At 50.6% G+C, this 24,211-nt stretch carries 24 protein-coding genes; 4 read left to right on the plus strand and 20 right to left on the minus strand.

Annotated elements, in window-relative coordinates:
* Window positions 1-9 precede the first annotated feature (9 nt).
* The 9 genes from WFK81_RS15150 to WFK81_RS15190 all read right to left on the minus strand — a co-directional run bounded on the left by WFK81_RS15150 (window position 10) and on the right by WFK81_RS15190 (window position 9,939).
* Window positions 10-813: a DUF427 domain-containing protein gene (locus WFK81_RS15150; RefSeq protein WP_336787227.1), complete on the minus strand. Its 804-nt coding sequence runs from the start codon at window positions 811-813 to the stop codon at window positions 10-12.
* Window positions 813-1,940 (minus strand): LLM class flavin-dependent oxidoreductase, encoded by a 1,128-nt coding sequence (locus WFK81_RS15155; RefSeq protein WP_336787228.1) that lies wholly within the window; start codon window positions 1,938-1,940, stop codon window positions 813-815. Before WFK81_RS15155 ends, WFK81_RS15150 begins: the two co-directional genes overlap by 1 nt.
* On the minus strand, window positions 1,933-3,303 hold the full coding sequence (locus WFK81_RS15160) for an LLM class flavin-dependent oxidoreductase (protein ID WP_336787229.1): 1,371 nt from the start codon (window positions 3,301-3,303) through the stop codon (window positions 1,933-1,935). The genes WFK81_RS15155 and WFK81_RS15160 overlap by 8 nt, the downstream gene beginning before the upstream one ends.
* Complete coding sequence (locus WFK81_RS15165) at window positions 3,300-4,664, minus strand: LLM class flavin-dependent oxidoreductase (RefSeq protein ID WP_336787230.1); 1,365 nt, start codon at window positions 4,662-4,664, stop codon at window positions 3,300-3,302. Before WFK81_RS15165 ends, WFK81_RS15160 begins: the two co-directional genes overlap by 4 nt.
* Before the next feature lie 20 nt (window positions 4,665-4,684).
* Window positions 4,685-5,854 (minus strand): LLM class flavin-dependent oxidoreductase, encoded by a 1,170-nt coding sequence (locus WFK81_RS15170; protein ID WP_336787231.1) that lies wholly within the window; start codon window positions 5,852-5,854, stop codon window positions 4,685-4,687.
* Window positions 5,855-5,975: 121 nt separating this feature from the next.
* Window positions 5,976-6,860: an ABC transporter substrate-binding protein gene (locus WFK81_RS15175; RefSeq protein WP_336787232.1), complete on the minus strand. Its 885-nt coding sequence runs from the start codon at window positions 6,858-6,860 to the stop codon at window positions 5,976-5,978.
* Between the two features lie 36 nt (window positions 6,861-6,896).
* Window positions 6,897-7,544 carry an ABC transporter permease gene (locus WFK81_RS15180; RefSeq protein ID WP_336787233.1) on the minus strand — a complete coding sequence of 216 codons (648 nt, stop codon included), beginning with the start codon at window positions 7,542-7,544 and terminating at the stop codon, window positions 6,897-6,899.
* Window positions 7,541-8,758 (minus strand): betaine/proline/choline family ABC transporter ATP-binding protein, encoded by a 1,218-nt coding sequence (locus WFK81_RS15185; RefSeq protein WP_336787234.1) that lies wholly within the window; start codon window positions 8,756-8,758, stop codon window positions 7,541-7,543. Before WFK81_RS15185 ends, WFK81_RS15180 begins: the two co-directional genes overlap by 4 nt.
* A gap of 425 nt (window positions 8,759-9,183) precedes the next feature.
* Window positions 9,184-9,939: an IclR family transcriptional regulator gene (locus tag WFK81_RS15190; RefSeq protein ID WP_336787235.1), complete on the minus strand. Its 756-nt coding sequence runs from the start codon at window positions 9,937-9,939 to the stop codon at window positions 9,184-9,186.
* Window positions 9,940-10,320: 381 nt separating this feature from the next.
* Here WFK81_RS15190 and WFK81_RS15195 point away from each other — a divergent pair, with 381 nt between their 5' ends.
* From WFK81_RS15195 to WFK81_RS15205, 3 genes are all read left to right on the plus strand, one after another.
* Window positions 10,321-11,205 carry a pirin family protein gene (locus tag WFK81_RS15195; protein WP_336787236.1) on the plus strand — a complete coding sequence of 295 codons (885 nt, stop codon included), beginning with the start codon at window positions 10,321-10,323 and terminating at the stop codon, window positions 11,203-11,205.
* Window positions 11,206-11,317: 112 nt separating this feature from the next.
* The gene (locus WFK81_RS15200) at window positions 11,318-12,568 is read left to right on the plus strand and encodes an oxalate decarboxylase family bicupin (RefSeq protein ID WP_336787237.1); all 1,251 of its coding nucleotides are present in this window, start codon (window positions 11,318-11,320) and stop codon (window positions 12,566-12,568) included.
* Between the two features lie 68 nt (window positions 12,569-12,636).
* Entirely contained in the window at window positions 12,637-13,347 is a 711-nt protein-coding gene (locus tag WFK81_RS15205) for a cupin domain-containing protein (protein ID WP_336787238.1), read from the plus strand.
* 80 nt (window positions 13,348-13,427) lie between these two features.
* Here WFK81_RS15205 and WFK81_RS15210 read toward each other — a convergent pair whose 3' ends face one another.
* The 5 genes from WFK81_RS15210 to WFK81_RS15230 form a co-directional block, all read right to left on the minus strand.
* Complete coding sequence (locus WFK81_RS15210) at window positions 13,428-14,285, minus strand: TolB family protein (protein ID WP_336787239.1); 858 nt, start codon at window positions 14,283-14,285, stop codon at window positions 13,428-13,430.
* A gap of 72 nt (window positions 14,286-14,357) precedes the next feature.
* Window positions 14,358-14,963 (minus strand): pentapeptide repeat-containing protein, encoded by a 606-nt coding sequence (locus WFK81_RS15215; protein ID WP_336787240.1) that lies wholly within the window; start codon window positions 14,961-14,963, stop codon window positions 14,358-14,360.
* Between the two features lie 82 nt (window positions 14,964-15,045).
* Window positions 15,046-16,158, minus strand: coding sequence for a GerAB/ArcD/ProY family transporter (locus tag WFK81_RS15220; protein ID WP_336787241.1), 1,113 nt, complete (start codon window positions 16,156-16,158; stop codon window positions 15,046-15,048).
* Complete coding sequence (locus WFK81_RS15225; protein WP_336787242.1) at window positions 16,155-17,342, minus strand: Ger(x)C family spore germination protein; 1,188 nt, start codon at window positions 17,340-17,342, stop codon at window positions 16,155-16,157. Before WFK81_RS15225 ends, WFK81_RS15220 begins: the two co-directional genes overlap by 4 nt.
* Before the next feature lie 2 nt (window positions 17,343-17,344).
* Window positions 17,345-18,874 (minus strand): spore germination protein, encoded by a 1,530-nt coding sequence (locus tag WFK81_RS15230; RefSeq protein WP_336787243.1) that lies wholly within the window; start codon window positions 18,872-18,874, stop codon window positions 17,345-17,347.
* 93 nt (window positions 18,875-18,967) lie between these two features.
* Here WFK81_RS15230 and WFK81_RS15235 point away from each other — a divergent pair, with 93 nt between their 5' ends.
* Window positions 18,968-19,132, plus strand: a complete 165-nt coding sequence (locus WFK81_RS15235; RefSeq protein ID WP_336787244.1) for a hypothetical protein — start codon at window positions 18,968-18,970, stop codon at window positions 19,130-19,132.
* A 174-nt stretch (window positions 19,133-19,306) separates the two neighbouring features.
* Here WFK81_RS15235 and WFK81_RS15240 read toward each other — a convergent pair whose 3' ends face one another.
* The 6 genes from WFK81_RS15240 to WFK81_RS15265 form a co-directional block, all read right to left on the minus strand.
* Window positions 19,307-19,693, minus strand: a complete 387-nt coding sequence (locus WFK81_RS15240) for a GIY-YIG nuclease family protein (protein WP_336787245.1) — start codon at window positions 19,691-19,693, stop codon at window positions 19,307-19,309.
* A gap of 616 nt (window positions 19,694-20,309) precedes the next feature.
* Window positions 20,310-20,765 carry an SRPBCC domain-containing protein gene (locus WFK81_RS15245; RefSeq protein WP_336787332.1) on the minus strand — a complete coding sequence of 152 codons (456 nt, stop codon included), beginning with the start codon at window positions 20,763-20,765 and terminating at the stop codon, window positions 20,310-20,312.
* Window positions 20,766-20,892: 127 nt separating this feature from the next.
* Window positions 20,893-21,744 (minus strand): NAD-dependent epimerase/dehydratase family protein, encoded by an 852-nt coding sequence (locus WFK81_RS15250; protein WP_336787246.1) that lies wholly within the window; start codon window positions 21,742-21,744, stop codon window positions 20,893-20,895.
* 30 nt (window positions 21,745-21,774) lie between these two features.
* Window positions 21,775-22,887: an AbrB family transcriptional regulator gene (locus WFK81_RS15255; protein ID WP_336787247.1), complete on the minus strand. Its 1,113-nt coding sequence runs from the start codon at window positions 22,885-22,887 to the stop codon at window positions 21,775-21,777.
* A 27-nt stretch (window positions 22,888-22,914) separates the two neighbouring features.
* On the minus strand, window positions 22,915-23,565 hold the full coding sequence (locus WFK81_RS15260) for an MBL fold metallo-hydrolase (RefSeq protein WP_336787248.1): 651 nt from the start codon (window positions 23,563-23,565) through the stop codon (window positions 22,915-22,917).
* A 95-nt stretch (window positions 23,566-23,660) separates the two neighbouring features.
* Window positions 23,661-24,062 (minus strand): RrF2 family transcriptional regulator, encoded by a 402-nt coding sequence (locus WFK81_RS15265; RefSeq protein ID WP_336787249.1) that lies wholly within the window; start codon window positions 24,060-24,062, stop codon window positions 23,661-23,663.
* Between the last annotated feature and the right edge of the window lie 149 nt (window positions 24,063-24,211).

Here is a 24,211-nt window from a genome sequence, read left to right on the forward strand (position 1 = left end):
CACCTTCCTTTATATGCCTTTCAAATAGAGCAGTTCGCCTTCTCTCGGCTCCCATCTCAATTCGTCTACATAGAATTCATCCGCCGCTTCTTGATAGAATCCAATCCGTCCTTTGAGCTTACCAAGCTCAGGCGAAGGGTCCTCATAACTCCAAGCAATTTTACGTTTTTCTTTGCCACTTACGTGGATAGCCCACTGCCGGGATTGTCCGATGTATGGGCTGTAAGAAGTCTGACCGATTTCTAGCAGCTCGACTCTTACATCCTCAAGAGGCAGATAGTAACGAGGTGTCATCCCTGTCTCATAGACAACGACGGGACGCTCACTCTGTGCGATAATATTGCCCTCCACTACAACCTTCACAGAGCGGCTGCTATTCAACGCGTCTACGCGGACATAGGGATCGCGCGGGAAGCCGAATACGCGCTCTTCTTCCTCATAGAATTCAACTTTACGCCAATAGAAAGAAGCATAACCTTTGAGAAAATCGCTCTTAGGAATCGGATTCTCATAGGCCCACATCGCATTGTCAGCTACCGCTCCGTCTACCCGAATATGCCAATAGGAGGCTTGCCCTTTAATCGCACAAGCTGAGCTTCTATCTGTCCGCTCGAGCAGGCTGAAGTCGATATCTTCATATGGTAAATAGTAGACAGGAACAACATTCTCCTCCCGAACGAGAATAACGTTGTCGCTCTCTGCAACAATAACGCCGCCGAATTTGACCCTCACTTTGCGGGAGATCCGAACGAAGTCAATGCTCCGCTCCTTGACCATCGGTATTTCACAGAGCGATGACTCTTGATTGTCCATTATAGAGATGCCTCCTTCGCCGCAGCCCTCAAACGGGCTTGGACACGTGGAATAATATGCTCGCCTAATTCTCTGGCGCTTTCTAGCAAAGGGAATCCTCTGAAGAGGAACTTCGTGAATCCAAGCTCTGCGTATTCAACGATTCGATCTGTCACCTGATCAGGTGTACCCACAATCGTGACCGAACTACCTGATGTTACTTGCGTTAATCCAGCCCAACGGTTGGGACCAAGCCAATAATCCTGTTCCTTGGCTCCCTCCATTAAGGTGTGCAGCCGCTTAAGACCCGCCGATTCACCGGACAATACATAATCGCGCTTGCGATCAGCAGCCTCGCTGCCTGTCGGAATGAGCGCCCTCGCCTTGCGCAATGCTTCTTCCTCGGTGTTGCCAACAACAACGATGAACGTAATTCCGGTCTCGATCGTGCGGCCAAAGCTTGCCGCCCGGGCTTGAATATCGCGCATCCGTGAGTGATCGCTGTCTAATGTCTCAGAATACATAAGGTACACGTCCGCCAGCTCAGCGGCGACATTCATCGCGCTACCCGATTGACCGCCGAGATAAATAGCAGGACAAGACCTGTCTCTCGACTTTAATTCAAGGAATGCGTTCTCCAGCCGATAGTAATCTCCGGCATGGTTGACATGTTCATCCTCGAACAAACGTCTTATCAAATAAACGAATTCCCGTGTCCGCTTATAACGGGCTGAATGGTCGAGGAAATCACCGTCCGCCGCCAAATCGGCAGGTGACCCGCCCGTTACAATGTTCACCAGCGCTCTTCCCTCGGAATAATGATCGATAGCTGCGAGCTGACGAGCGAACAGTGCTGGTGCAGTAACCCCGGGACGAATCGCCATCAGGAACTTAATCCGCTCTGTGGCGGAGATAACTGCAGAAGCGCTGACTAGCGGATCCGTGAGCAGCGAATCACCCGTGCCGAGCAGGATGGAATCGAAGCCTGCTCGCTCTGCTTCGCGGAAGAAATCTTGTATATAATTTAACGTGGGAACACGATTAGCCTTGCCATTCCAAGGGTCCCTGCGTGATGGATCCAATGGAGCGCCACCACCAGCAAGCAGCCGATCTCCCGCTGTCGGAGCGACGATGTTAAATTCAACCAAGTATCGTCTCCCCCTTCACTGAATAGAAGTTAGCCGGCCGGTTAAGCCCTAGATGCTCACGCAGCGTTGACCCTGTATATTCCTCACGGAATAAGCCTCTTCGCTGAAGCTCAGGTACGACGAGCCTCACGAAATCCTCAAGACCGCTTGGCATGACAGGAGCGACGATCATAAATCCGTCCGCGGCTCCTTCGACGAACCATTTCTCCAGCTCGTCGGCAACCTGCTCAGGCGTACCAGTAATCTCGAAGCTTAATTGTGCCTTAGCATACCTTTCGTAGAATTGACGGATCGTCAAATTCTCGGTTCTCGCAACCTCCAAAATGCCGATAAGTCCGCTCTTGCTGCCGTTCCGGCTATCCAGAGCGGGGAGATCAGGCAGAGGACCATCAAGCGGGTAGCTGGACAGATCGAGTGACAAGCCCCATGCCAGGAAATCGAGGCCCAGCTTCGGCTCGATGAGTTCCCGCAGAACACGTTCCTTATCCGAAACTTCCGCCTCTGTTGCCGCTACGGTGACATAGACACCAGGAATCACCTTGATTTGATCGGGCTCCTTACCTAGCTTTGCGGCTCTCTCCTTAAGCTCTGCATACAGCCGTTTCCCCTGCTCGAGATGAACAGGCGTCACAAAGACGACATCGGCTATCTCTGCAGCCAGTTGTTTCCCATCTTCGGAGGAGCCAGCTTGAATAATAACTGGATGCCCTTGAGGCGGGCGGGAGACGTTAAGAGGTCCGCGCACGTTAAAGTGCTTGCCTGTATGCTCCAGATAATGCACCTTACTCTCGTCAGCATAAATGCCCGACTTCTTATCGCGAACGATCGCATCCTCTTCCCAGCCATCCCACAGCCGTTTTGCGATATCGACGTACTCCCGAGCCCTTTCATAGCGGAGAGAATGAATCATTTGCGTGTCGCGACCAAAATTATAAGCTTCCTCGTCCGTTGCAGACGTGACGACATTCCACCCTGCTCTCCCGTTGCTCAAATGATCTAGAGATGCAAGCTTACGCGCCGTATGGTAAGGCTCGTTATACGTTGTCGATTCCGTTCCCGCAAGGCCGATATACTTAGTCGTTGTGGCTAACGCGGACAACAGTGTGAATGGTTCGAACCGAACCGTATTCGTATGTGTGATCGAGCTCTCATACTGATCGAGGATGCACAGCTTGTCCGCAATGAAGAACAAATCGAATTTGCCTTCCTCAGCAATCTCCACGAGACGACGGTAATAATCGAAGCTTAATACGTTCTCAGGCTCTGCTTCCGGATGCCTCCAGCTTGCGATATGCCGGCCGGTCGGATGGCTGGACAAGAAGGCGCCCAGGGCCATCTGCCTATTGTTAGATGAAGGATTCATACCTTCCCCTCCTTATCAGCAACAGCTTTCACAAGGGTAAATCGGTTCGCCGGTTTCTCGAACCCAAGCTGCTCGCGCAGTGTCCCCTGCGCATATTCCGTCTGAACCAATCCCCGCTTCTGCAGCTCGGGGACGACGAGGCTAACGAAGTCCTCGATTCCGCCGGGCGTATGTGACGGAATGATATTGAAACCATCCGCTGCACCCGATTCGAACCATAGACCGAGCTCATCCGCGATCTGCTCTGGCGTTCCCGTAATCTCAAAGGCCAGCTTCGATTTGGCATAGCGCTGATAGAACTGCCGAATCGTCAAATCCTCTCTTGCAGCTAATGCAGCGATGCTGTCGAGACCTGTTCGGCTCTTGTTATAGCTATTCCGATCGGGCAGCGCAGGCATTGGACCATCTAAGGGCAAGTCTGAGATATCAAACCCGAGCCCCCCAGATAATGAATCCACGCCAACTTTGGGAATAACAAGATCAGCTAGCAGCTCTTCCTTCTCCGCCGCTTCTGCTTCCGTACGACCAATAATAAGGAAGATGCCGGGCATAACCTTTAGTTCGTCCTTGCTTCGACCATAAGCGGCCAGTCTGCTTTTAAAATTGTCGTACTGCGCAATTCCTTCTTCGAGCGTTCTCGGTGTCGTGAACACGATATCCGCAGATGAAGCAGCAAGCTCCATGCCGGCCTCCGAGGAACCCGCATGCACCAGGATCGGACGTCCTTGTGGCGGACGAGCGATATTCATCGGCCCCTTAACAGAGAAGTGGCTTCCCTTATGATCCAGAACATGCAGCTTGTCTCTGTCCGCGAAGCGTCCAGAATCCCGGTCCATAGGAAAAGCTCCGTCCTCCCAGCAGTCCCATAGCCCCGCAGCTACCTCGACGAACTCCTTGGCGCGTTCGTATCTAGATGCATGATCATAATGCTTCTCTCTCCCGAAATTACGAGCCTCCTCATCGTTCGTCGAAGTGACGATATTCCAAGCTGCACGTCCATCGCTTAAATGGTCTAACGTGGCCAGCGTTCTCGCGGCGTGGTAAGGCTCGTTATAGCTCGTAGATATCGTAGCAGCTAAGCCGATCCGATCCGTCACCGCTGATAAGGCAGCAAGCAAGCTCATAGGTTCTAAGCTCAAATGATTGTTCGTGTGCGCGATTGCCAGCTCCGATTCGATCATGCACAGCTTATCCGCAACGAAAAACAAATCGAACCTTCCCCGCTCAGCAGTCTGAGCGAAAGACTTGTAATAATTCAGATCCGTTATAGACTCTGGACGCGCATCCGGATGCCGCCAACCTGCAAGATGAGTGGAATGGATAAACGCTCCCAGCAGCATTCGATCGTTTCTTCTCTTCATATCCGTTCTTCCTCCCTATGCTAAGCTTGAACGACGTGCCGATTGGCAGGGCGTTCGAGGCCCAGCCGCCCTCGAAGTGTCGCTCCTTCGTACTCGGTCCGGAATAGTCCCCTTCGCTGCAGCACCGGAATGACATGATCCACGAACTCCTCGAGTCCACCAGGCAAATAGGGAGACGTTATATTGAAGCCGTCTGCCATTCCGTTCTCGAATCGGGCTTGCAGTTCATCCGCAACCTGCTCCGGCGTTCCTACAATCTCCCACAAATACGCCTTGTTCCGCTGTCCTTGAGGAGCGAGTGCCTCTGGGATCAAGCTGTCCAAGAACCTGCTCTTCTCCTTCGCTTCCTCTTCTGTACTCCCTACGATGACAAGAACGCCGGGTAGAATCCGTAATTGATCTGGTGTTCTGCCGTACTTCGCCATCCGTCCTTTGAAGCTTGCATACAATTCACGAGCTTGATCCTGCGATTCGGGGGAGACGAACACTGCATCTCCACTCTCGGCCGCTAACTCCTGACAAGCCTCCGAAGATCCCGCGAAGACGATGAATGGATAACCTTGAGGAGGTCTTGGTGCGTTAAGAGGTCCGCGTACCGTGAAGTTCGGACCGACGTGGTCCAGCACATGAAGTTTGCACTGGTCTGCGAACACACCTGATGCTTTATCGAGGACGAACGCATCATCCTCCCAGCTGTCCCACAGTCCCTTCGCTACTTCCAAGAACTCACGAGCACGCTCGTATCGCCGTTCATGATCCATATGGGAATCCCGCCCGAAATTGCGCGCCTCTTCATCGTTGGTGGAGGTAACGACGTTCCAAGCAGCCCTGCCACCGCTCAAATGATCCAAGGTGGCAAATTTGCGCGCAGCATGATAAGGCTCGTTATATGTGGTCGATAACGTTCCGGCCAGACCGATGTTCTCCGTGACTACTGCGAGCGCAGAGAGCAAGGAGATGGGCTCCAATCGGATATAGCTGGAATACGTTCGGAGTGTCTCGTTATCAAACACGGCAAGCTTATCGGCAACGAAGAACATATCCATTTTGCCACGCTCCGCGATCTGCGCTGCCTTCTTGTAGAACGAGAACTTATGCCGTTCCGGATCACCATCGGGATGCCGCCAGCTGCCTAGATGATTCAGGGAAAGGAATGCGTTTAATACCATTTGTCTAGATTGACCGCTCATGTTGGACCTCCTTCATATAACCGTTCAAGATGTAAAAACGTCTATCAAAGCTGGTCGAAGATGAGAAAAGAGTCGAACCTGATATCCGACTCTTCTCTCGCCCCGCCGTTAGGTACGATCTTTATAGTAATCCGTTGTCCTTCAGCCATTGCTTCGCTACATCCGCAGCCAGCTGTTCCTTCACGTCCACTTGCTCGTTCAGCTTCTGCATGGTCTCGTCATTAATCTTACCTGCAAGTTTTGCATAGACATCCTTCAGTTCGGGATGCTCCTTCAGCGTATCGTTATTAACGAAAGGTACTGCATCATAAGGAACGAAGGCGTGTTTATCATCTTCGATGATGACGTTATTCGTCGAAGGCAGCGTACCCGAGGTAGATAACGTCGTGAAGATATCTATCTGATTGTCCGCAGCTGCTTTGAATTGCAGGCCTGGGTCCATCGTCTTAACTTCCTTAAACTTCGTACCATAAACCTTGTTGATCAGTGGGAGGTCATCCTCGCGGGTAATAAATGTTTGCGAAGCGCCGAGAATGAGATTCTGAGATTGCACTGCCGCTTCGGTCAGGTTAGTAATACCGAGCTTCTCTGCTTTATCCTTCGGCATAACGAAGACGAGCGTGTCGTTAAAGCCGACCTTATCCAACACGGTCACGTTCTTGTCCTTAGCCATGCCTTCTTTCACGATGTCGTAAGCTTCAGCTGGATCGTACACCGGCTCGTGCTTCAACACGTTAAGCAGTGCAGTTCCTGTGTATTCGACGTAGGTATCAATCTCACCCGATTGAATACCGTTATACAGCAGTGTATCGTTCAGCTTCACAATCTTCGCAGACAGGTCTGTTTCCTTTTCAATAAGCTGTTGGACGATGTTCGCGAGAATGTCCTGTTCGCCGAACCCTTTCGTCGCAATGGTGATCGTATCAGAACCAGAGGATTTCGAAGAGCAGCCTACTAACACCCCTACAAGCGCAATACTTAACGTCAAACCTAACCATTTTTTCATAACAACCAGATCCCTTCTCTTCCAAAATGTTAAATGTTATTTCAATGTGTGCCTAAGCCCCTTAGGCGTCAGTAATCGATAAAGTATGAACAATAGAATGTTCGCTATAATGACGAGCAAGGATACAGGAAGCGCGCCTTCAAGAAGCGTAATTGTATCGATGGAGGATAAGCCCCGCGTAATGATATCGCCAAGACCTCCTGCCGCGATGTAAGAAGCGATAGTCGCTCCACTAATCGCATGAACAGTAGCAAGTCGTAAGCCGGCCATAATATAGCTCCTTGCTACGGGCAGTTGGACCTTCCAAAGTAGCTGACTCGTTGTCATTCCCATGCCGAGCCCCGCTTCAATAACTGACTTGTCAACGCCTTTGATGCCCTCGTAGGTATTCTGAAGAATAGGAAGTAGGGCGTATAAGGTCAGCGCGATGATGGCAGGCTTCGTTCCGATCCCTACAATTGGGATGAGGAAGCCAAACAAGGCTAAGCTTGGAATCGTCTGGATAACAGACACGATCGTAATGTTCACTTTCGCCAATCTCTCATAGCGGGCGCAGTACACGCCTAGCGGAATAGCGATCAAACAAGCGATAGCGACAGAGATCAGCGCGACGTTAATATGTTCGACAGACTTGGTTAGAATCTCCGACCAATCCCGCTGAAGACGTTCGAAGAAGTGATTCATACGACTACCTCCTCCAGCCCAAACTGTACGGCTGCCAATTCGATAATGCTCACACGAGAGACGATCCCTAGCAGCTTGCTGTGAGAATCGAAGACTGGTACGACTTGATGATGCTTGAGCGCCCTCAAAAGTTCGCCGGTCGATGTATGCGCTTGAACCTTAGGTACGTCATTTGGCAGCAGGCAGGCTAGTGGTGAAGAGCCTGTCCTCGATGCAGCCGCGCGAACCTCCTCAACAGATAGAACGCCTGAATACTCACCTTGAACACGCTCAACGACGACTCCATGTGCCCCGTATTCTTCTAGCAGCCCTACTGCTTCCGCAATGCTGCTGCTCTCAGCGAGGTACACAGGCTGCGAGATCCAATCCGCTGCTATTGTTCTCCGCTTGTGAAGCCCGATAGTGCTCGGATAAGAGAGTTTGTGGTATCGCTCCGATCCGACAAACTCCTTCACGTAATCATTAGCAGGACGATTGAGCAACTCCTCAGGAGTAGAGGCCTGCACCACTTTGCCCTCTTTCAGCAGCACGATCTCATCCGCTATCTTGAGCGCCTCATCAATATCATGTGTAACAAAAACGATCGTTTTCTTAACCTTCTTATTAAGATGAATCAACTCATTCTGGAGCTGTACCCGACTAATGGGATCGAGTGCGCTGAATGGCTCATCCATAAGGATGATGGATGGGTCAGCCGCAAGTGCCCTTGCAACTCCAATCCGCTGCTGTTGACCACCGCTCAGTTCGTGAGGATATCTGCGGCGGAATTGATCAGGCTCCAATCCAACCATGCGGAGAAGTTCGTCAGAACGCTTTTTTTGTTCTTGCTTGCGTCCATTCTTCAATCTCGGAACGATCGTAATATTCTCTTCGATCGTCATGTGGGGGAAGAGTCCGATCTGCTGAATGACGTAGCCGATATCTCTCCGGAGCTTTACCGGATCCAAGGTGCTAATATCCTGACCTTCCACGTATACAGAGCCGGAATCGACTTCCACCAAGCGGTTGATCATTTTTAACAACGTCGTCTTCCCACAGCCGGAAGGTCCGATGAGTGTTACGATTTTACCTGCCGGGATGGATAAATTGAATTGTTCGAGCACATTACCCGCTCCATAGCTTTTGGACACGTTACTGAACTCGATGACCGCTTCGCTCATACTATGATCCCTTCCTTCGGTAAGGCCGATTGCTTCAATGGACGTCAATAACATCGACAGAATATAAGGCAAATCGACATTTAATGCATTTATCCTATCAGTTTAATAGGTTTTAAGCAAAAAAAGATTATCCAAAATTCAGTATCCTTCAACTCTAGCGAGCCACTACCCTCCCCCATCTCGGGATTGCACACACTAAGCGTAAACAACCTCCACGAGTATGGTTGGTTTATTTATCATATAGTGATAATTAACTATTGAATATAAATATAATTCTGTTACCATGCATTGTCAATACATTAATCCTATCGGAATTAAAAATAATGGGATCTACCTTCTTATACGGATAGGAGGACCCCTAAAACCATAAACATGAAATACAAAAAAGAGCTGTCCTGCACCGGTCTCGCATAGACCATACAGAACAACCCTATTCCATCTGTACACGATTCTATCACTACTAAATAATCGAACTTGGTTCATTCTTCTACGCTTCCACCTAACAGCCTGGACAGCTGCTTGGAAGATTCCATTACAAGACTGATCATCCCCGGCGTCCGCTCCTTCGTCCCACGGAACAACGGACCCGCGATGGACAAGCTTGCAATAACGAGATTGTGGCTATCGTATACAGGTGCTCCGATTGCGAACACATCGGGATCGAACTCCCCCTCCGTACAACTGAAGCCCTGCTCCCTGACCATATGCAGACTATTAGTCAACGCCAACCTGTCACTCTCGTTCTGCACAGCTGAAAGAATCCGATCGATCGTAGTCTCGCTCTCGAAAGCGAGAATGCTCTTGCCGGATGCTCCCATATGCAGAGGCAAACGCCTTCCATTCTCGATTGTGAATTGAATGAGTCCGCGCCCCTTCACATGCTGAATGCACACAGCATCGTTGCCTGTCCTAACGAACAACAGAGCGGTTTCCTTCGTTCGCTCTGTCAAATCAATCATGATCGGCAATGCAAGCGACAACAGATCCCTGTTGATTTGATTGTTCAAGCTGCGAGCTAGATCGAGAATTCGCAAGCCCAGTCCAACCTGGTTCTTGCCTTTACGTTCCACTATTCCATTCTTCTCTAATGTCTGCAAGAAGCGATACGTCGAGCTCTCTGGAATGGATACCTTATCAGCGATCTCGCTTACCGATAAGGTTCCGTTCGCTTCCGATAATGCAAACAGGATATCCAGAGCACGGCTTAACGTATTCGTTCCGTTCTTCTGATCCAAGTATTGCTTCCCTCCCCGACTTGTGCTCTACTGTTACATCCTATCACAAAGGGAATGAATCAGAAAATAGAGTGCCCCGAATTATGAACGCTACCCTTTCGGCGTTGCACTTCAGTTAACTGAGAGTTCATTCTTTATAACACACTGGATTGTTTAGCTAATTCGAACGATTATTGTTGTAGCCCAATTTTCGGCAACTGTAGCTAATTCCTTTCGTTAATTTTGAAACTCTTATCACTAATTTTGACACCACACACGCACAGATGAATTCTGTAAGGCTGTTTTTCCCCTCTTTACATACTTACTTTTTTATAGTATAGTATCTTTAAATTAAGATAATTATTATTCAACAAAATTCACATAGAAGGAGTTGCTTCGATCATGACAACAACATTTCGGGCAGTAGAAGGCGTTTATCAAGGGGCTCCGTTCCATATGGTTGGCGACGGATTCCGGGTATCGAATTATTTCCCCGGCGGCACGAACTTCGGCGAGCGCTTTAGTCCCTTTATTCTGATGGATTACAATGCACCGTTTGTTTTCCCTCCAAGCAATGAGGTTAAAGGCGTTGGCGCCCATCCTCACCGCGGATTCGAAACGGTAACCATCGCTTACGACGGTTACGTCGAGCATCATGACAACAAAGGCCATCACGGAATTATCGGTCCCGGCGATGTGCAATGGATGACGGCAGGCTCCGGTCTGCTGCACAAGGAATATCATGAGAAAAACTTCTCCCGGCGCGGCGGGTTGTTCCATGTTATTCAGCTGTGGGTCAACCTCCCCCGTGCGCACAAAATGCATGCACCTAAATATCAGGAGCTGCTCAAAGCGGATATGGGGTATACGGAGCTCCCTGACAACGGCGGTACGGTTCGCGTCATCGCTGGCAGCTTCAACGGCGTAACCGGTCCTGCCCAAACCTTCACGCCCGTTAATCTGTTCGATATTTCTTTTAAAGCAGGCGGCCAAGCAAGCTTTGAGCTCCCGGCGTCTTACAATACGGCGGCGATGGTGCTGAAAGGCAGTGCCGTCATTAACGGAGAGCGTAAAGCCGCTGAAGGAGATTTTGTCCTTTTCTCCAATACTGCGGGAACCATTCAGATTAAAGGCCAGACCGACGATACGCTTGTGATCGTTCTGAGCGGTGAACCAATCGACGAGCCGGTCTTCCAGCAAGGACCGTTTGTGATGAACAGCCGCCAGGAGGTATTCCAGGCTTTTGTGGACTTCCAGGACGGCAAAATGGGACCAGCCGATTTCTAAAAACGCATAACAGCCGGGCAGATTGCCCGGCTTTTTTTCCGCCAGCCTGCCTCATAATAACCAACCCCTCCTTCATAAGCATGCTTGAAGAGCCTATTTAGGAGGGAAAGGAATGAATGACTCAAACGCCGTCAGCCATGCCAATGCTTCCAATAACGAACCCGCTGAATCAAACGTATCTCCCGAGGCGAAGGGTGGGAGTAGCAAACCGTTTGCCGTGCCTCAGCCTTACCGGCCTAGCGATTGCGCGGGTGGTCCTGACCTAGGGCCGCGGGACATTATGAGGGATTTGGAAAATCCCGATATGCTCCGCCCGCCGACAACCGATAACGGACTAGTTCCGAACCTGAAATTCTCGTTCTCCGATACGCATATGCAGCTGAATCAGGGAGGCTGGTCCCGCGAGATAACGCAGCGCGAAATGCCGATTGCCACAACGCTTGCCGGCGTAAACATGTATCTGACGCCCGGCGGCGTCCGCGAGCTGCATTGGCATCAGCAATCCGAGTGGGCTTACATGATATGGGGAAGCGCGCGAATTACATCGGTCGACCAAGACGGCCACAATTTTATCGCGGACGTTGAAGCAGGCGATTTATGGTTTTTCCCGGCGGGTCTGCCGCATTCCATACAAGGGCTTGAGCATGGCTGCGAGTTTCTGCTTGTTTTTGACGACGGCAAATTTTCCGACCTGAACACGCTGTCGATCTCCGATTGGTTCGCCCACACGCCTAAAGACGTATTATGCGCCAACTTTGGCGTACCGGAATCGGCCTTTGATTCGATTCCGACGGATCAGCTTTATATTTTCCAGGATGAGGTACCCGGCTCGCTTGAAAGCCAGCAGGTTCATTCCCCTTACGGCACGGTGCCGCAAAGCTTCAAATACCGCCTCCTTGCTCAGGCGCCTATCGTTACGCCCGGCGGTACGGTACGGATTGCCGACTCCACGAACTTTCATGCCGCCAAGACGATTGCCGCAGCGCTTGTCGAGATCAAGCCCGGCGCTATGCGGGAGCTGCATTGGCATCCGAACAATGATGAATGGCAATATTATTTGACCGGACAAGGACGGATGACCGTCTTTGCCGGGAACGGTGCCGCTAGAACATTCGATTACCGCGCCGGGGATGTCGGTTACGTCCCGTTTGCTTATGGGCATTACATCCAAAATACCGGCAATGAGTCCTTATGGTTTCTGGAGATGTTCAAGAGCGACCGGTTTATGGACGTATCCCTCAACCAATGGATGGCGCTTACGCCAAGGGATCTGGTTAGAGATAATTTGCATGTTGGCCCCGAACTGCTGAACGCGCTGCGCAAGGAGAAGTGGCCGGTCGTGAAATACCCCGGCAAGTCTTAGGCGAACGTCGTTCCGGGCGAACGCATAGGATATCCCATTAGTCTAGATTCTAGAAAGGCGGAGAGCTAGTGGCGGTATCCTATATGGATTTCACTTCCCCTAACGTGCAGTTCTGGTACGATGTAAACAAAAACACCACGTTCAAAAAAGACAACCGCAACTTCATCAATACCTTGTCGATTGAACAGTTAAATACGCTGGGCAATGTTTCCTTGCTCGATATTTACCTCAGCCGTTCGAATGTGGTAGAGCCGCATATTCATCAGAACGCTACCGAGCTGGTCTATTGCATTTCAGGTTCGGCCGTTGTTTCGATTATTAACCCGTTTACGAAAAAGCTGCTGAACCTCCCGATTCAGCCCGGTCAAGTAGCCAACGTGCCGCAAGGCTGGCCGCATTACGAAATCGCTACGGTAGATAACACCCATTTGCTTGCGATCTTTGACGCGCCGGTGCCCGAGTTTATCGGTTATTCCGATATGCTGCGCCTGACGCCGCCTGGCGTTCTCGCGCATACTTACTGCCTGAATGAGCAGATGGTCAAGGACACGCTGGCACCGATTACCGATACGACGGTCATTGGCCCTCCCGCCAATTGCCAGCCGCAGCAAATGACGCGCGAGCCGGAAGCTCAGTTGCCCTATTCTCCCTTTCCCAATGAACCGCAGAACTATAGCCCCTCCGGTCCCTTTGGACCCCAGCCTTACCCGCAGCGGCAACAACATTATCCGCAAGCCTTTGGCCATCTTCAGCAGCCAAACCCGCCTTATTTCTTCTAACCCGCACTTGTGGTGTTAGGAAAAAAAGAGACAGCCGCATCAATAACGGTTGTCTCTTTTTTATCATTTAAGCCGATTTATTATGATTCCAAACGATAGCTGACAAAAGCAAGCTTCCTGCTGTCGGGCGACCAGGAATTGACGTTAATCGTGCCTTGTCCGCCAAACAGCTGGGCAACCGTTCGGTATTCACCGCCGCTGCTGGCCATCAGCCGTATCTCGACATGCTTGTTAGGCGGATGGTCTCCCGGCGCAACATCGCCTTTCCGGTAGGTGATATAAGCAACCTGCTTGCCGTCTGGCGAGACATGAGGGAACCAGCTGTTGCTCTCGTCAAACGTCATTTGCGTCTGCTCGCTCCCGTCGGTCTTCATCCGCCATACCTGCATAAGGCCCGTTCTCACGGAGTTGAACCAGATATGCTTGCCGTCCGGCGAATATTCAGGACCGTCATCAAGCCCCGGCGTATCCGTCAACTGTGTTTCTTCGCCGCCAATTGCCGGTATCGTATAAATATCGTATTGGCCGTTTCTCTCCGCGCAATATGCGAGCGTTCGGCCATCCGGCGACCAGCCGTGCAGATAGCTTGGACCCATCGGAGTAACCAGAACGGGATCTCCTCCCTCCAGCGGGAACGTATAAATACGTGATTGTCCGTCTTCTTTCGTGTGGTGGCTGACCGCAAGACGGCTATTGTCCGGAGACAAGACATGGTCGTTATTGCAATGCACGGCGAAGGAGGACGGGATTTCCGTACTGGTCCCCTCTTCGATATGAAAGCTGTAAATCCGGCCCTTGCTGTTGTAAATAAGGGTCTTACCGTCGCTTGTCCAGTTCGGCGCCTCGATCAGATAATCGAATGACGCAAGAACGTTCCTTTCGCCGGTTTCTGTATCCACTGTTTCAAGAAAACTCGTAATGCCCGCAGATTCCGCCATTTCCGCTTCTCCCCTTATATGAAGAATAATAGGAATACTCCTCTATCCTAGCAGAATTTTAATGCGCTTTCATCAATCGACCTTGGCGCCAAGCGAGCGGAGCAGCGTAATCGCTTGCATGGTATCCATGCGGGCTCCCTTTAAATTAATCGTCTTCCAAGGCACGCCTTCCAGCTCCGCCCCCCGAAGGTCCGCGCCGCTTAAGTTTGTTTGCGTCAGATTCGCCCGTGTCAGATCGCAATTGCGAAGATCGGATTTCTCGAGCGAGGCTTCCATCAGATCGGCCTCCACAAAGCGGATCTCCCTCAAATTTTGCTTGTCCAGCTTTACATGCCTTAGGTTCGTATAAGACCAGTCGCCTTTTACAATCGTAATTCCGCTCAGCTCGGCACGGGCAAAGTCGGAGCCGGTCATTTTGCAAGCCGTAAACTTCGCCACGAACAGATTTGCCGCTTCAAACAGGCAATTCGTAAACGCAGACTCGTCATGAACGGAAGCATTCAGCGCGGCGCCGTGAAAATCGCAATTCTCAAACTTGCAGCCAGTCGTATACGCTTCCTCTAATTGCGTATTAACGAACTTGCATTTTATAAACGTACAGCGCGTCAGCTCGGCTTCTCTGAAGTCTTCCCCGCTGAAATCAACCTCTTCAAACAGCTGATCCGTATACATCGGCATCGCTATTCCCCTCTCCCCTCGGCAACCCGCAATATATCCTATTCCCGATTGTAGGTTAACCGGCATAGAGTGGCAAGTTTATCTACGCGGCAGGTTTGGCCTTCTGAAGCTTTCTGCCAAACATCAGCCTCAGAAGAAGCAGCAGCACGGGCAGGCCGAAAGCAATCGGGAGCGCTACTCTCGGCCAATAAAACTCAAGGTATTTCAGCGCCCAGAAATGATCGTTCACCACCCAATAACCAAAGGCGCCAAGGATGAAGCATACCGGTATAATCATCGGCTTATTGCTTTTTATTCCGAACATCCGGCTCGCGCAGACTGAAGTCGCGTAAACGCAGAACATAACCTCGAACAAGGCGGAAATGGAATAAAGAGCAATCATGATCATCTCGTAGCGCTGCAGAAAATTGCCGATATGCGCATTGCGAGCCAGCTTCATGCACGAGAGCGTGTATTGGGCGGTCACTTCCCCCGATAACACGGCCCCCTCCAGAATAGCCCATATGACAATGATTAACCCGCTTGTCACAATCCCGATAATGCCCAGCTTGGCGCCGTACTTCTTCACATCCTTCACATGGGGATAGATCAATGCCGCAAGCATCGTCGCCATCGCCCAATCCGCGTCAAAGTGCAGGCTTGCCGCCGCCGTTTGCGGCAGACCGCTCTCGAGCACCGGAAGCAGATTGCGGATATCAAACTCATGCGTAGAGCCAATGATGATCAACCCGTTCAGGAAGAATATAAACAGCAGCCCAACTAGGGCAATCCTCGCAATAACTTCAAGTCCGTAATAGCAGCCAAGCGCCCCCACCAGCAAAGAGGCGATAATAAAGAGAGGAACAGGAGCCTCCGGCAGAAAATATTCCTGCAGATGATAGACGTAAGTGATCATAATCGGTCCAAAGGCGGCCAGGTAAAAGACAAAAATGACCAGGGCAATCAGGGCGGCGAACCACTTTCCCAGCATGGCGCTGCCAAGGGAAATAAAGTCCCGTTCAGGCGTTTTCCGGAGGGCTAGATAGGTGATATACATGATGACCGCCCCTTGCAGCATCCCGATAAACGTAGCGATCCACATATCCTGGCCGATCTCTCTGGCAAGCTCGCCCTGCGTCACGCCAATCGCTTTTACAAAGATGAGATTGACGATCATCGCGATAAACATCCCGTTGGATATTCTGAAAGTTTTCATTTGATCCCGTCCCCTGCCGCTTTTACAACCGCCGATTTGATATCTACGTAGGTCTCGATTTCGAATTTAGCGCCGGCGAATAATTGCTCCCAGTCCTTGCCGACACGCTTCCATTCCCGAGGGTATTTATTCCGAAAGACATCGCCCAGCTTCAGAAAATCGGAATGGTACTGCTTCTGCGCTTTATCCAATACATTCTGAATCCGCTGCTTCATCAGCTTCTCCAGACTGGCCTCCGCTGCTTCCCGCAATTGTTCGACAGGAATATTGCATCCGCTCTCCACGATATCCGCGGTTGTCTTGAGCCGGATGTGGTACCTCGGGGTCTTATTCTCATAGAATGGCTTCACAGTCATATGCGCATTCTTGAACTCCAGCGTCAGCCGCCTATTGTCATCGTTCGGACAATCTATAACCTCGATCCCGCTCTCCAGCCGCTCCAGGAAAAACAAGGAAACGCGAGTTTCCTTCGGAGTCAGCCAGCCGAGCATTTTATCGTCGCGGAATACCGCTGCCCCGGCCAATTCTACTTGTTTGAGCGATCCGTGCTCTTCCGGCTTTTTATTCGAGATCCCCCTAGGCTGCAGCTGCAGTCTCGCGACAACCGGCTCCGCGGAACTGCTGAGCAAAGCCTCCTCCAGGTTCATCATATTGCTGCCCGGCGCCAGTCCGACAATTTGGTTGTTGCGAAACAGCTTGTCTACCGCTTCTCCCGGCACAACCTCAATCCCCGTAATCGTTGAAATCAATTCATCCGGCTTGTCGGACGTGACAGCAACCCACGTATTCATTCGAAGCTCGTGATTGCGCGTAAAGAAATCAACCATATCGCGAATTCCTTGCCGGGCATAACTTTCGCTCATTACGATCAAAAAATTATGCGCCCAGTAGACTCTGCGGGACGAGAAACGGCCTAAGTTGCGAATGGCATCAAAGATCGTATTCCCTTCCGCCGAGATCGAATAAATCGGCTGCCCGGTCCCGCCGGCGGGAGCGCCGGTTTGTCCGCGCGCGTCCGCGGGACGGATAATCTGGGCGGACAGCTTCACGGTTCCCGGCTTGTTGCCGGAATCGATGCCTACGGCCGTTACAATGGCCAATTCGTTAATCTGCCTTAATCCCACGCAGGAGCTTTCAAGCAGTATCAAGGAACAGACCAGCAGAATCAGCAGAAACCTTCTCATATTTATTCACCCTTTTGCGGCTGCGTGCCAGGCTTCAGATTGTCTCCCGTGCGGTCAACATCCTGAGCAAATCCGGGCCGCTCATCCAGCATCCACATCGGAAGTCTCAGCATCGTATCCCGTTGATCGGTGGGACGGTAAGGACTTGCCGGCGCCAAATACGATTCGCCAAACGAACGGATGGACAATGCATGCAGCAGAAGTGCAAAAAACATCGTCGAAAAACCAAGCAAGCCAAGAAATCCGGATGCGATCATAAGCGGGAACCGGAACATTCGAATCGCAAGCGACGAGGAATAGCTTGGGATGGCAAACGAGGCAATCCCCGTTATCGCGACAATAATAACCATAAACGGCGACACAAGACCCGCCTGTACGGCAGCTTGCCCGATAATAAGCGAGCCTACGATGCTGACCGCTTGACCGATCGGCTTGGGCATTCTTAAGCCCGCCTCGCGCATCAGCTCGAAAGCAAGCTCCATAATAAGCGCTTCGAGCAGTACCGGGAACGGGACAACCTCCCGGCCGGATGCAATCGTCAAGGCAAGCGAGGTTGGAATCATCTCGTGATGGAACGAAACCAGCATCACGTATACGGACGGCAGCATGAGGCTTATCAAAAATGCGAAATACCTTACAATACGAAAAAAGGTTCCTACCCAGTAACGGTTGTAGTAATCATCCGGCGCCTGAATGTACTGCCAGAAGAAGGTCGGAACGATCAGAACAACCGGCGTATTGTCGATAAAGATCGCCACTCTGCCCTCAAGCAGCGCGGAAGCTACCTTATCCGGCCGTTCCGTGCTTTGTACCGTGTTGAACATGGACAGCGGAGCATCCTCGATAAGCTCCTCGATATACCCGCTCTCCATAACGGAATCGATCTTAATCCGGTGCAGGCGGCTTTTGACCTCGTCAACCAGCCCTTCCTTGACGAGATCCGCAATATAAGCGATGTTCACATCGGTCTGCGATCTGGTGCCGATCACCATCGAGTCAAACCGCAGCATCGGATCTTTGATCCGCCTGCGCACATGTGCCGTATTCGTGCGGATGCTTTCCATAAAGCCATCCCGCGGCCCGCGTACGTTATTTTCCGAGGAAGGTTCTTCAATCCCCCGGTCCTTCCAGCCTCTCGTGCTGACAAGCAAGGCCTGATCAAGACCTTCCACAACAACCAGCGTATCTCCCGAGAGGATTCCGTTTATGCCGTCTTTTACATTCGGGCAGTCTTTAACCGCTGCATTAAACAACAGGCTTGTCCGGATAGATTCCGCCGTTGCGAGCTCCGCCGGTTCACGGTTTAATTGGCTGCCGGTCACGACAAGCGCCCGCAAGATGGCCTCAACAATCGTTGTATCCGCGAGCCCATCCATATAACAAAGGAACCCCGGTGAACCGGCTTTGCCGCATAGCAAAAAATCACGCTTTTGAACATCAACGCTATTACCCAGTATCTGATCAAGTGCAGCCGCATTTTCCTTCACGGATGGCTTGAAGGTTTCTTTAAGCAGTTCCTGTATAGCGGACAAAGTCCCTCACCTCTTCCCTTAAGGTGTATAGGCCTAACCATAGTCGATCACAATAATTGGTAAACATTGGTTTGCGACGAAAGGAGCTGCAGCATGGATTTCTATCATTCCTGGATCTATCAAAAAATGCTCAATACCGAATGGTTCCTGTGGTTAATCTTCGGTTCCCTGCTTGCTCTGAATTTTCTTTCCCCGATTATCGTCTGGTACGTGATTAGAAGAAATGCCAAGAACCGCCGCAGCAGCAAGCAGAATTGATTCAAAACGGAAACTGGAAATAATGTGAAAAATACTCCGCTAGTATGCTTCATCGCTGCTCTTTTTATTCGTGCAGGATACAAAAAAAGAACCCGCAGCTTCCAGGGGAGCCGCGGGTTGTTCCATATATGATTTGAATATTCGTACTGACTCATCGATTCGCTGCCTTATGATCTAATTCGATCGAGGCCGGCGGTTATAGCCTTTTTCTTCATAGGGCTGGAGCTTCTCGATCCATAGCTCGAGCAGAGCGTCCACTTCCGTTTGATATTTTTTCAGCTCGTTGCGGTCGGTCACATTCTCCTCGCGCGGCTTGATCGAATCCAGCTCTTCAAACACAAAGCTGCTTCCTCCATGCTTGTTCCAATCCTGCTGCAATTCAAATACGGTGTTCATATTGGTCTCCTGCATAAAGGCCAGCCGGTTCTTCGCTCCATCCAAATCCATCGAGCCTAACACCAGAATCTTTCCGTTCTCCACGTTCCGAATCTGATAAACGCCCATTCTCCGGAAAGACTGGGCGTAAGCTGTCCCTAATTCACGCTTGCGCTGTTTCTCCATTGCTTATCATCTCCTCTATACTTATTTACTAATTTACTAAATAAGTAACGTAGTCAACATTAGCATAGGATGAAGTCCGGCGTCAACCAATGAGGAGCAAGGAGCGCTGCTCAAAAATCCGCTGCTAGCTTTATTATGCCAAGCTGTGGATCCCTCTTTTTTACAGCCTTGTCCGCAGAACTCCGCCGATCTGGTATAATCGTCTTCTTCTTGATGCTAGAGGTCTACAATAGCCGGCACGAAGTAAAGCTGCATATGGAACTATACAGCTGGAACGATGGGAAATAAATTTCCCTATATCCTTCCGATTTTTCCTTCACGCAAAAGAGAATAGCTGATTTTCACCCTTTCACGGGAGGATAAAGAATTTTATTTCCTAATACAGAAATTCGTTTCCTCTGTTTACGCAAAAAGTATTTAAGATGCTCGCAGTTGACCAACTGCCCTGCATATAAGGAAATTAGTTTCCTAATTAGCGAAATTGAAGAACAATGAAGGGAAGCATGGCTGGATAAGCAAGCCTGGACATAACAAACAAGGCTAGACAAAACTATTCTAGCCTTGCGAAGATAACGAGAAAAAAATTCGGTTAAGCTGTAGGAGTGATGATTCTTGATTACCGTGATTCCGCAAAATTTTTGATGGCATCCATATAATCGGATTCGGGATAAGTGGCCTTGGCATGCTCATATCCGGCATTGCCAGCCGTCCAGTCGCAGGTAAGGATCAGTCGTGTTGCCGTTCCTTCAGGTAAAATACGGAAGTTCATATCGCAGTAGTTTATCTCGTGATGAGGATCATAAGCCGGCGCGGCATGCTGTTCGTAAGCAAATTCATGGTTGGGCTCATAGCTGCGGACAAAACCGTAAACATGAAGCGTATTGTCTCCATCCGCCCCTTGACCGCGGAATTCGATACGTGCTCCCGGTTCAAAGGTTGATTGCATCGAGCAGCCATATAAGGTTGCTTGCGACCCCTCTGAAGTGGCAATCGCTGCCCAGACATCCGCTGGTGCAGCCTGAATAACAATGTCAAACGTAAGCTGATTACGACCAATTAAGGCTTCGGCCATTCTTTTCACATCCCATCATCCTATTAAACTACCAGATCAGCATACCACGTTTTATGTGGAAATTAATACTAAAAACCACGCCTTCAGGCGTGGTTTTCTAATGATTAAGGAATTGATGCATCATGTCTCAAGTCCTTAACAATTGCTCCCGCCAAGACGGGTATTCAGGTGTCCATCCGTATTGCTGTTTAGCCTTTTCGTTAGAAGCCCCCCGCTCGCCGCGGTTCATGCCATCCTGTACAACCGGCTCCGGAGCTCCAAGCGACTTGGCATATAACGGCAGCCACATCTTCCCCTCCGCCGGTTCATCATCCACGATGTTAACAGGGCCAGCCGGCCAATCAAGCGCTTGAAGGGCTGCGCGCGCTGCATCCTCGATATGAAGGAACGAGGTTCGGCCATCGGTTGCCGGAACGCTGCCTTGCTTCACCTGCCCGGCAAACATCCCGCTCTCATGATCATAAAACGTACCTGGCCCATACAAGGCCCCATACCGCAAAATAACGGAATGCGGCATTTCCGCCGCGGCCCGCTCCATCGCAATAACGCCGTCAACCGAGATTTTTCGCGGCAGCGGCGCTTCTTCATCCAGACGGTCCTTTTCGGTTGCAATCGATTCGCCGGGCTCATAAGCCCATGAAATGCTCTGCACAATCATTCGCGGCACTTCAGCAGCTAAGGCTGCATCAACCAGATTACGGGTTCCCTCTATGCGGATTCTCGCATTATCCGCCAGGTTCCATTCGCTTAGAGCGGTGAGCTGATGAATGACAACATCCGGACGATAATCCGCAAGCAGTTCGAATAGTCTGTCCCGATCGTATACATCGGCGACGACGGCTGACGCTCCCGACTGCCCAATTTGTTCCAACCTTGAAGCGCTCCTAGTCAATCCCATTACATCGTGCCCCGCTTCGGTCAGCAAAGGCAGCAGCAAACGTCCGACAATGCCGGCAGCTCCGGCAACCATGATTTTCATAACGGCTTCGTTCTCCCTTCCATTACGGATTTATTGCGGCTGCTCCTGGCGCGGGCTTTTCAGCTTAAACCGGAATAACAGCCGCAGCAGCGGCGATACCGCAAAGTAAATAAAGAAGGTACGGAATAATTGATACCCGGATACCATCGACAGATCCGCGTTGATCTCATGGGCCAGAATCCCCATCTGATCCATCCCGCCCGGCGCAAGACTAAGTAAAGCGGTAGACCGCGAAACCGGATGAAGCAAGGTCAAGAGCTCGCTAAGCCCCCATGCGCAGAGCATTAACACCAGACCGCTTGCTATGGCAAAAGAAAACGTCCTTACCTTCCGCTGGAGCTTGCCCGGCTTAAGCAGCAGCCCCACATACGTGCCGATCATCAGCTGCGAGGCGCTTATTAACGTAGACGGAAGCGACGGCCCGGTAAGCCCGATTCCTTGCAGAATAGCTGTAGAAATCGCGGGGCCAAGCAGAAAAGCCGTCGGAAATTTAATCCGGTTGCCCGCAATCGCGCAAATGACGCATACCGGCGCAAAGATCAGCATGTTCGGGAATAGGGCTGCCCAGTTTTCATGCTTGGCCGCGACCGGCACGGCTGCAGCCGCCGCGTCATGCACTTGTCCGAAGATCGGACTAAACACAAGTAACGGAATCCCAATGACAATAATCATTAGCCGAACGACCTGCGTCACTGTGACAACGGTCAAATTTACGCCTTTGGTCTCCTCGGCAAGCGCCAGTACTTGCGACAAACCGCCGGGAATACTGCCAAGCAACGCGGTCATGAAGTCCGTATCCGAGAGCTTCGATACCGCAAAGGCAATTCCGCCGCATAATAGCAGCAAAATAACGGTCATCAGGCACATCGTCGGAAGCTGTCCGCCCATCTCTTTCAGCGCCGTTCCGGTCATGGACAGACCGATGGTGTACCCGACAATCATCATGCCGGAATTGCGGATTTGGCGGGGCCATCTATACTTGCCTTTCCATACGCTTGATCCGATTAACACCGCAATCATAGGCCCTAGCAGCCACGGGATCGGTGTATTCAGAAGATGAAAAACAATCCCGCCGCCGACGGCGGTAATGAGAGTAATCAAAAATTTAAATCCGTTTGCTTCCGGTCTTGCTTGCCTGCCCATTGTTGCAATCCTTCCTTTCCTTACCCTTTAATCATACAGGAAAGTAAGGATGCCTGCATAATCCTTCAACGATTCTTTCTTTACGTCAAGCTCCTTCACTTCACGGTTTGGCTTGCCGGCTGCCGAGATGAAATTCTCTACTTTATCGAACAAAAGCTTGCCGGGCAGTCCAAGCGCCTTAGTCCGGTAATGCATCGGAATCGTAATGGCAGGATCGAGCTGGTTCATAACCGCCGCGGCATCCGAACCGTTTAAGGTCATCTTTCCGCCAGCCGGAACCATTAGAATATCCACCTTTCCGATTTGAGCGATTTGTTCCGCTGTCAGCAGATGTCCCAGGTCACCACAATGACACACCGTCAGGTCCCCAGCTTTAATTACAAAAACGATATTAGGGCCTCTTTTCTTGCCGCCTGCTTTGTCATGGAAGGTCGGGATACCTGTGATGGATACATCCTTTTTCCCGTATGTTCTTGGCTGATTAACCAGCATATATTCGCCTGAAGCCACCTGAATTTGGTTATGGTCCTTATGATCATGCGTGACGATTACGATGTCGGACTCGATATTTTTGGGCATCTTATAGCCAAGGAGACGTCCGTAAGGATCGATTAAGATCCGCGTGCCTTCGTCTGTCGTCAGCAAGAATGAAGATTGGCCATACCATTTGATTTTCATAAAAGAATTCCCCTTTGAATATGTGCGTATTTCTGCACAATTTAGAATGTGAAAGCCTCTGTAGAGGCTGCTCTTGAATGGATGAACGACTATTTCTAATCCAATAAATCGGATATCGTATAGTTGCCCAGCACAAAATAAACCTGATCGGAAATATCCGCCATGATTTGCTTGAAAGACTCGTTTACTTTTTTGCCGAAATGATGATTCCCGGTTGTATCCAGCATGCGGTCCCACGGAGGCTCCTCCTCATGCACGGTCTTATATACCTCGCGAAGCGTAACAGCCTCCGGACGTTTGGCGAGCTGGTAGCCGCCGGTACGACCTTGCTTTACTTCAATGATGCCGCCTTCCACAAGCTGAGACAAAATCTTGCGCAACGCGGTTGGCTCGCAATGAATCCGCTCTGCGATTTCGCTGCTGGTCAGCAGCTCTGTCTGGGAAGCCAATACGATCAAGGCTTGTACGCCAAATCCAAACCGTTTCAATTGTGCCATAGCAGCCGGGCGATTTCCTCCTCCGTAATAATATGTGCTAATTTTAGCACACTTTAATAGCAAATAAAACATATGCCGGCGGCTCCGTAATAGTCGGAAAACGTTCCTTAGACGCAATGTTCTTTTTTATAGTATGGTTATTCCTAAGA

This window comes from Paenibacillus sp. MMO-177, assembly GCF_037147795.1.
Lineage (GTDB): Bacteria > Bacillota > Bacilli > Paenibacillales > Paenibacillaceae > Pristimantibacillus.